Origin of the sequence: Rhodovulum sp. (genome assembly GCF_011048875.1) — a bacterium.
GTDB classification, from domain to species: Bacteria; Pseudomonadota; Alphaproteobacteria; order Rhodobacterales; family Rhodobacteraceae; genus Rhodovulum; species Rhodovulum tesquicola.
Map to the genome: position 1 here is coordinate 1 of NZ_DSDD01000436.1, position 6,292 is coordinate 6,292.

Here is a 6,292-nt window from a genome sequence, read left to right on the forward strand (position 1 = left end):
GACCGGATGGGGGTGGGCGCGCGCGCCGATCACCGCCCCGCGGCGCTGTCGGGGGGCGAACAGCAGCGCGTCGCGGTCTGCCGGGCGCTGGCCAACCGACCGCGGCTGTTGCTGGCCGACGAGCCCACGGGGAATCTCGACCCCGCCACCTCGGACCGGGTCTTTGCCGCGCTGATGGACCTGGTGCGCGGCACCGGACTTGCCGCGCTCATCGCGACCCACAACCTTGAACTTGCCGCGCGCATGGACCGCGTGCTGCATCTACAGGAAGGGCGGCTGGTCTGAACCGCCGCGCACGGTCAGAGCAGCGGCAGCCCGTTACCGTCGAGGAAATGGGCCACCGCCGCACATAACGCCTCGGACCGGCCCGGTTCCTGCGCCCCCTGCGCGAAGCTGTCGGCCAGTTCGACCCCGATGAAGAAGGGCAGAAGGCGCGCCCGCTCGCGCCTCTCCAGCAGGGCCAGCGGGGCGCTCAGGGCGTCCAGGTCGCCCGCATCTATGCCGAAGGCGCGGCGCCCGCCCGGCCGGGGATGGGTCAGGTGCAGATCGACCAGGAACCGGGCGAGATCGCGGGCCACCGGCATCCATTGCGCGCCTGCCATCCCGATCCCGCACAGCGCCTCGCTGCTGCGCACCAGATTGCAGGGCCGGAAATCGCCATGGATGAGGGCCTGGGTCACGGTCGTTCCCGTGACCGTCGGCAGCAACGCCTCAAGCCGCGTGCCCAGCGTCCGGGCCAGCGCCCGGTCCTCGGCCCCGCCGACCCGGGCCAGCTGCCGCGCCGCGTTACGCACCCAGTGCCGCCCGCCGAAGACCGCCTGCCGGTGCGCCCCGGCCAGCACGGTGGCAAGCCATTCGCCCGCCTCGCCGACCAGCGCGTCGCGCCCGGCGGGCTCTGCCGCCGCAATCTCGGCATCCAGCCCCCTGCCGGTCACCTCGGCGGTCATCGTGATGCCCTCGCCGGGCCAGGCGGCCACAAGCGGCGCTATCCGGAACCGCCCGTCCGCCAGCGCCGTCTCCAGCCGGTCGAATTCGCGCTTGCGGCGGCGTGTCCGATCGACGTGACCCTCGCCGTGGAACAGCGTCAGCACCACGGCCGCGCCATTGTACCGGCCACGGAACGCGGCCATCCGCCCGTCGGCGAACAGGGCCTCCTCGTTGTGGAATTGCGCGATTGCGGGGCGTCGTGCCTGAATGGCCCGCAGCAGTTCGGCTGCGTCGAGCAGATGCTCCAGTTCGCTCAATTCGCCGTTCATTTTCCGAATCTCTACGCGCGCCCGGGGATCGTCAAGCCCGATCGGCGGTTGATCCCGGTCAAGGCGTCGCGGCGACGCCACGGGATAGCCTGGGCGCAGAGAATTCGGAGTCCTGCCATGCGCCTCCCGACCGTCCTGGTTGCCCTTGGCCTTGGCGCCACGCCGCTTGCGGCCGAGCCGCCGTCGGGCGTGGCGCTCTTTCGCGCCCATTGCGCGACCTGCCACGGGCTGGACGCGCGCGGCGACGGACCGATGGCCTCGATCCTGACGGTGGCGATGCCCGATCTGACCCTGCTGGCCGCGGGCGCAGGGAATGCCTTTCCGCTGGCACGGGTGATCGCCGTCATCGACGGGCGGACCGAACTTGCCGCCCATGGCGGGCCGATGCCGATCTTCGGCTTCTCGATGCGGGGCGAGGCGGTCGCGCTGACCGCCCCCACGGGCGAGGAGATCCGCACCAGCGCCGAGATCGCCGCCATCGCGCGCTGGCTGGACAGCATCCAGCGCTAGGCCGCCGCGGGTCCGGCCACCTGCCGCCGGATCGCCGGGCTCATCGCCACCAGCACCAGCGCGATCGAGAACAGGCACCACACGGCGGGCATCTCGTTGGGGTTGTCGGTCAGCAGGTTCGCAAGGACCGGTCCGAGCAGCGCGTGAAAGATCACGAAGCGCCATGAGCCGTAGATCAGCGTCACCACGAAGGCAGCGAACAGGTAGGTCGGGAAATTCGCCGAAAACCCCAGCCAGTCCGACAGCGGCGTGAACAGCCCGTTCAGCGGCACTTCCCAGCCGATATGCCATTCCCCCGAGATCGTGCACAGCCCCGGCCCGCACAGCACCTCGCCCGGTCTGCATTGCCCCAGCGCCTCGACCGGTACCAACTGGAACACCATCACCGCCGCCGAGGCCGAGCAGATCGCCCAGACCGCGCGGCGGGTGCGCGCGGGCACCGCATGGGCCACCAGCGCCATCGCGAAGGCATTGATGAAAAGGGGCTGGATCGCGATATGCGGATAGGACAGCAACGTTACCGCCCGGTTCGCCGGGTCGCCGCACTGGTCCACCACGCCGTAGCCTGCGGCCTGCAACCCCTCCATCGCGGTGAAGAAGCCCAGCGTCGCCCAGATCGCGGTGGGCTCGCCCCGCCGTGCCGCGATTACCGTGGCCGCGGCCCCGATCCCCGCCATCGCGACGGGCACTCCGGCATTCCAGCACATGCGCCGCCTGGCATTTCGCCGGAATTTGAGCGCGTGAAAGGCCGCTTGGCCAGGGAAAGCAGGACTGTGCGAGGCAGTGCCGCCGCCATGCCGGCGCCCGGCCGCTGCGCGGTTTCAGGTCACCGGCGGGGCAAGGCCGCCATCCCGGCGATCAGCCGGAATGGCGGCAAGGACGCATCACGTCTCGTCGTCGTCATCCGCGGACATGTCGGTCAGATCGTCCAGCGACACGCTGTCGTTATCGTCGTCCAACACGTCGTCGCCCAGATCGACATCGCTGGACTCGTCGTCGTCGTCGATCACGGCATCATCGGTTTCCAGGTCGTCGTCGACAACGGCCTTGACCGGCGCCGCCTTCTCGGTCAGCAGCGTTCTGCCCTTGCCCGCGGTCAGGCTTTCCAGCGAGAAGCTGTTCCCGCAGGCGGGGCAGGTCATCGGATCGCGCTGAAGGTCGTAGAAGCGGGTCGCGCAACTCGGGCAAACGCGCTTTACGCCCCATTCATCCTTTGGCATGGAGGTCCTCTCGGGGGTGATGTCTTTGCGGTTGCAGCCACCTGCCACAAGTCCCCCGACGTGTCAAAGCCCTTTTGGGATGCTATTGAAGCGGGAAATCGGACGAGGCAGAGATGGACAGCACGCGCCTTCCCGGCGATCCCCCGCTTGAGGTCGCGCTGCGCCGGTCGGCGCGGGCGCGGCGCTATTCGCTGCGTATCTCGCAGCTTGACGGGCGGGTGACGCTGACCCTGCCCCGCCGCGCGCCGATCGCCGAGGGGCTGGTCTTCCTGCGCGAAAAGGAGGGCTGGATCCGCGGCCACCTGGCCGCACGGCCCGATGATCACGCCGTTGCGCTGGGCGGAACCGTGCCGTTCCGCGGCCGCGCGCTGCCCATCGTGACCGGACCCGGCCGCGCGCCGCGCCTGATCGACGAGGCGCTGGCGGTGCCCGGCCCCGCGGCGGGCGTGGCGGGCCGGGTGCAGGCCTTCCTCAAGGCCGAGGCCCGGGCCGCGCTGGCCGAGGCGGTGGATCGCCACGCAGGCGCCTTGGGCCGCCCCTATGGGCGGCTGACGCTGCGCGACACCCGCTCGCGCTGGGGGTCGTGCACGTCGCGGGGGGATCTGATGTTTTCCTGGCGGCTCATCATGGCGCCGCCGCAGGTGCTGGATTACGTCGCCGCCCACGAGGTCGCGCATCTGGCCGAGATGAACCATTCTCCTGCCTACTGGGCCGTGGTGCGCCGGTTGATGCCCGACTATGCCGCCCCGCGGTCCTGGCTGCGCGCGAACGGGGCGGCGCTGCATCGGGTGCGCTTCGGCGATTGACGTTTGCCGCGCCCGTGATCACAGTCGGTCCATGCTGATCCAGACCCGGCCGGGCGAGACGGGCACCGCGGCCCATGACCGGCTTTACCGCACGCTCAGAGCCCAGATCATGCACGGGGAACTGACCCCGGGGGCCGCGCTGACCTTGCGCGGTATCGGGCGGCAATTCGGCGTGTCGATGACCCCCGCGCGCGAGGCGGTGCGCCGACTGGTGGCCGAAGGCGCGCTGACGCTGTCCTCCTCGGGGCGGGTCGCGACGCCCGAGTTGTCGAACGAGCGGATCGAGGAACTGGCGGCGCTGCGTGCCCTGCTGGAACCGGAACTGGCCAGCCGCGCCCTGCCGCGGGCGCATATGGCGCTGATCGAGCGGATGCAGAAGATCAACGCCGAGATCGGCGAGGTGGTCGCGTGGGGCGATGCGGTGGGCTTCATCCGCACCAATCTGGAGTTCCACCGCGCGCTTTACCTGCGCGCGCAGGCGCCCGCCATGCTGGCCATGGCCGAAACCGTCTGGCTTCAGCTTGGCCCCACCATGCGCGCGCTTTACGGCCGCCTGGGCCGGACCGAGCCGCCGCAGCACCACCGGATGATCCTGGCGGCGCTCAGGGCGGGCGATGAACCCGCGCTGCGGCTGGCGATCCGGACCGACGTGACCCAGGGGCTGAGGATGCTGGCAGCCTGAGCGGGGCCTAGCTGTGGATCGCCCCGTCACCGCAGGCGAGCGCGGCCTCGCGCACCGCTTCGGAACAGGTGGGATGGGCGTGGCAGGTGCGGGCGAGGTCTTCGGCAGAGGCGCCGAATTCCATCGCGACGCAGATCTCGTGGATCAGCTCGCCCGCATTGGGGCCGAGGATATGGGCGCCGAGGATGCGGTCGGTTTCCGCATCGGCCAGGATCTTCACGAAGCCGTTGGCGGCGAACATCGCCTTGGCCCGGCCATTGCCCATGAAGGAGAACTTGCCGACCTTGTAGGCCCGGCCCGATTCCTTCAGGCTTTCCTCGGTCGCGCCGACCGTCGCCACCTCGGGCGCGGTATAGATCACGCCGGGGATAACCCCATAATTCACATGGCCTTTCTGGCCCGCGAGGATTTCCGCGACGGACATGCCCTCGTCCTCGGCCTTGTGGGCGAGCATGGGCCCCTCGATCGCGTCGCCGATGGCGTATAGGCCGTTGACGGAGGTCTTGTACCGGCCGTCCGTCGCGATCTGGCCGCGTTGGGTCAGCGCCACCCCCAGCGCGTCGAGGCCGAGGCCCTGGGTGAAGGGTTTGCGCCCCGTGGCGACGAGGACCACATCGGCATCCAGCTGGTGTTCGCTGTCATCCTTGCGGAGCCTGTAGGTCACCTTGGCCTTGGTCTTCAGCGCCTCGGCGGATTGGACGGCGGCGCCGGTGATGATCTCAAGCCCTTGTTTCTTCAGGATGGATCGGAAGCTGCGGGCGATCTCGGCATCCAGACCGGGGGTGATCTGGTCGAGATATTCCAGCACTGTCACCTGCGCGCCGAGACGGGCATAGACGGAGCCCAGTTCCAGCCCGATTACGCCTGCGCCGATCACAACCAGTTTCTTCGGGATCTTCGGCAAGCTGAGCGCGCCGGTCGAGGAGACGATGATCTTTTCGTCGATCTCGATCCCCGGAAGGGTGGCAGGTTCGGAACCCGTTGCGATCACGATGTTTTTCGCCTTGTGGGTCTCGTCGCCGACGGTGACCAGCCCGGGCTCGGGGATGCTGGCCCAGCCCTTGATCCAGTCGATCTTGTTCTTCTTGAACAGGAATTCGATGCCCTTGGTGTTCTGGGCGATGACCTCGTCCTTGTAGGCGAGCATCTGTTGCCAGTCGACCTTGGGTGCCGCGCCCTTCAGCCCCATCTTCTCGAAATTGTGTTGGGATTCATGGAGTTGGTGGGAGGCGTGCAGCAGCGCCTTGGAGGGGATGCAGCCCACGTTGAGGCAGGTGCCGCCCAAGGTCTCGCGCCCCTCGACGCAGGCGGTTTTCAGGCCGAGTTGCGCGCAGCGGATGGCGCAGACATAGCCGCCGGGGCCGGCGCCGATGATGATCACGTCATAGCTTGCCATGGGGTCTCCCTTGACGGTTCGGGCTGTCGGAATTCGATCGGACTTTCATCGGACTTCTTTCGGGTGTCTGGCGGGGGCAGGGGGGCCGTCTGCCCCCCGCCGCGCCCCTGGCGCGGCCCCCCCCGAGGATATTTCCGGCCAGAAGAAGTCACAGGAGCGCGGCCAGGGTCATCAGCAGCGTGGCGAGGAAGCCCACGGCCCAGAGGATCGAGCGGCCGGGCGTCCAGCCGAGCGCATAGGCCGGGACATAGAGGATGCGCGCGCCGAGATAGATGAAGGCGCAGATCGCGGTGAAGAGCGAGGACTGGCCCGAGAGCGTGACCAGCACGGTGGCGGCGGTGAAGAGGATCAGCGCCTCGAAATGGTTGTTCAGCGCGCGTTGCAGCCGCGCGGTGCGCGCCGAGAGCGGCCGTTCGGGCGGC

The 6,292-nt window shown here is 69.2% G+C and carries 9 protein-coding genes; 4 read left to right on the top strand and 5 right to left on the bottom strand.

All coding sequences use genetic code 11. From position 1 onward, the window contains the following. Positions 1-285 (top strand): ATP-binding cassette domain-containing protein (locus ENN83_RS14835; protein WP_287188283.1); only part of this gene is annotated, 285 nt, incomplete at its 5' end. A gap of 14 nt (positions 286-299) precedes the next feature. On the opposite strand, the gene ENN83_RS14840 is transcribed toward ENN83_RS14835, so the two are convergent. Then, entirely contained in the window at positions 300-1,256 is a 957-nt protein-coding gene (locus ENN83_RS14840) for a hypothetical protein (RefSeq protein ID WP_287188285.1), read from the bottom strand. A 117-nt stretch (positions 1,257-1,373) separates the two neighbouring features. Between ENN83_RS14840 and ENN83_RS14845 the strand changes: the two genes are divergently transcribed. Then, positions 1,374-1,766, top strand: coding sequence for a c-type cytochrome (locus tag ENN83_RS14845; protein ID WP_287188286.1), 393 nt, complete (start codon positions 1,374-1,376; stop codon positions 1,764-1,766). Here the strand turns inward: ENN83_RS14845 and ENN83_RS14850 are convergent. Next, positions 1,763-2,473 carry a DUF5765 domain-containing protein gene (locus ENN83_RS14850; protein WP_287188287.1) on the bottom strand — a complete coding sequence of 237 codons (711 nt, stop codon included), beginning with the start codon at positions 2,471-2,473 and terminating at the stop codon, positions 1,763-1,765. The genes ENN83_RS14845 and ENN83_RS14850 overlap by 4 nt on opposite strands. A gap of 177 nt (positions 2,474-2,650) precedes the next feature. Continuing rightward, on the bottom strand, positions 2,651-2,986 hold the full coding sequence (locus tag ENN83_RS14855; RefSeq protein WP_287188288.1) for a TIGR02300 family protein: 336 nt from the start codon (positions 2,984-2,986) through the stop codon (positions 2,651-2,653). A 113-nt stretch (positions 2,987-3,099) separates the two neighbouring features. Between ENN83_RS14855 and ENN83_RS14860 the strand changes: the two genes are divergently transcribed. Then, the gene (locus ENN83_RS14860; protein ID WP_287188290.1) at positions 3,100-3,792 is read left to right on the top strand and encodes a M48 family metallopeptidase; all 693 of its coding nucleotides are present in this window, start codon (positions 3,100-3,102) and stop codon (positions 3,790-3,792) included. A 31-nt stretch (positions 3,793-3,823) separates the two neighbouring features. Next, positions 3,824-4,474, top strand: a complete 651-nt coding sequence (locus ENN83_RS14865; RefSeq protein WP_287188292.1) for a GntR family transcriptional regulator — start codon at positions 3,824-3,826, stop codon at positions 4,472-4,474. 7 nt (positions 4,475-4,481) lie between these two features. On the opposite strand, the gene lpdA is transcribed toward ENN83_RS14865, so the two are convergent. Both lpdA and ENN83_RS14875 read right to left on the bottom strand, forming a co-directional pair. Next, the gene (lpdA, locus tag ENN83_RS14870; protein WP_287188294.1) at positions 4,482-5,870 is read right to left on the bottom strand and encodes a dihydrolipoyl dehydrogenase; all 1,389 of its coding nucleotides are present in this window, start codon (positions 5,868-5,870) and stop codon (positions 4,482-4,484) included. Positions 5,871-6,018: 148 nt separating this feature from the next. Further along, the coding region (locus tag ENN83_RS14875) for an MAPEG family protein (protein ID WP_287188296.1) at positions 6,019-6,292 on the bottom strand (274 nt) is incomplete at its 5' end.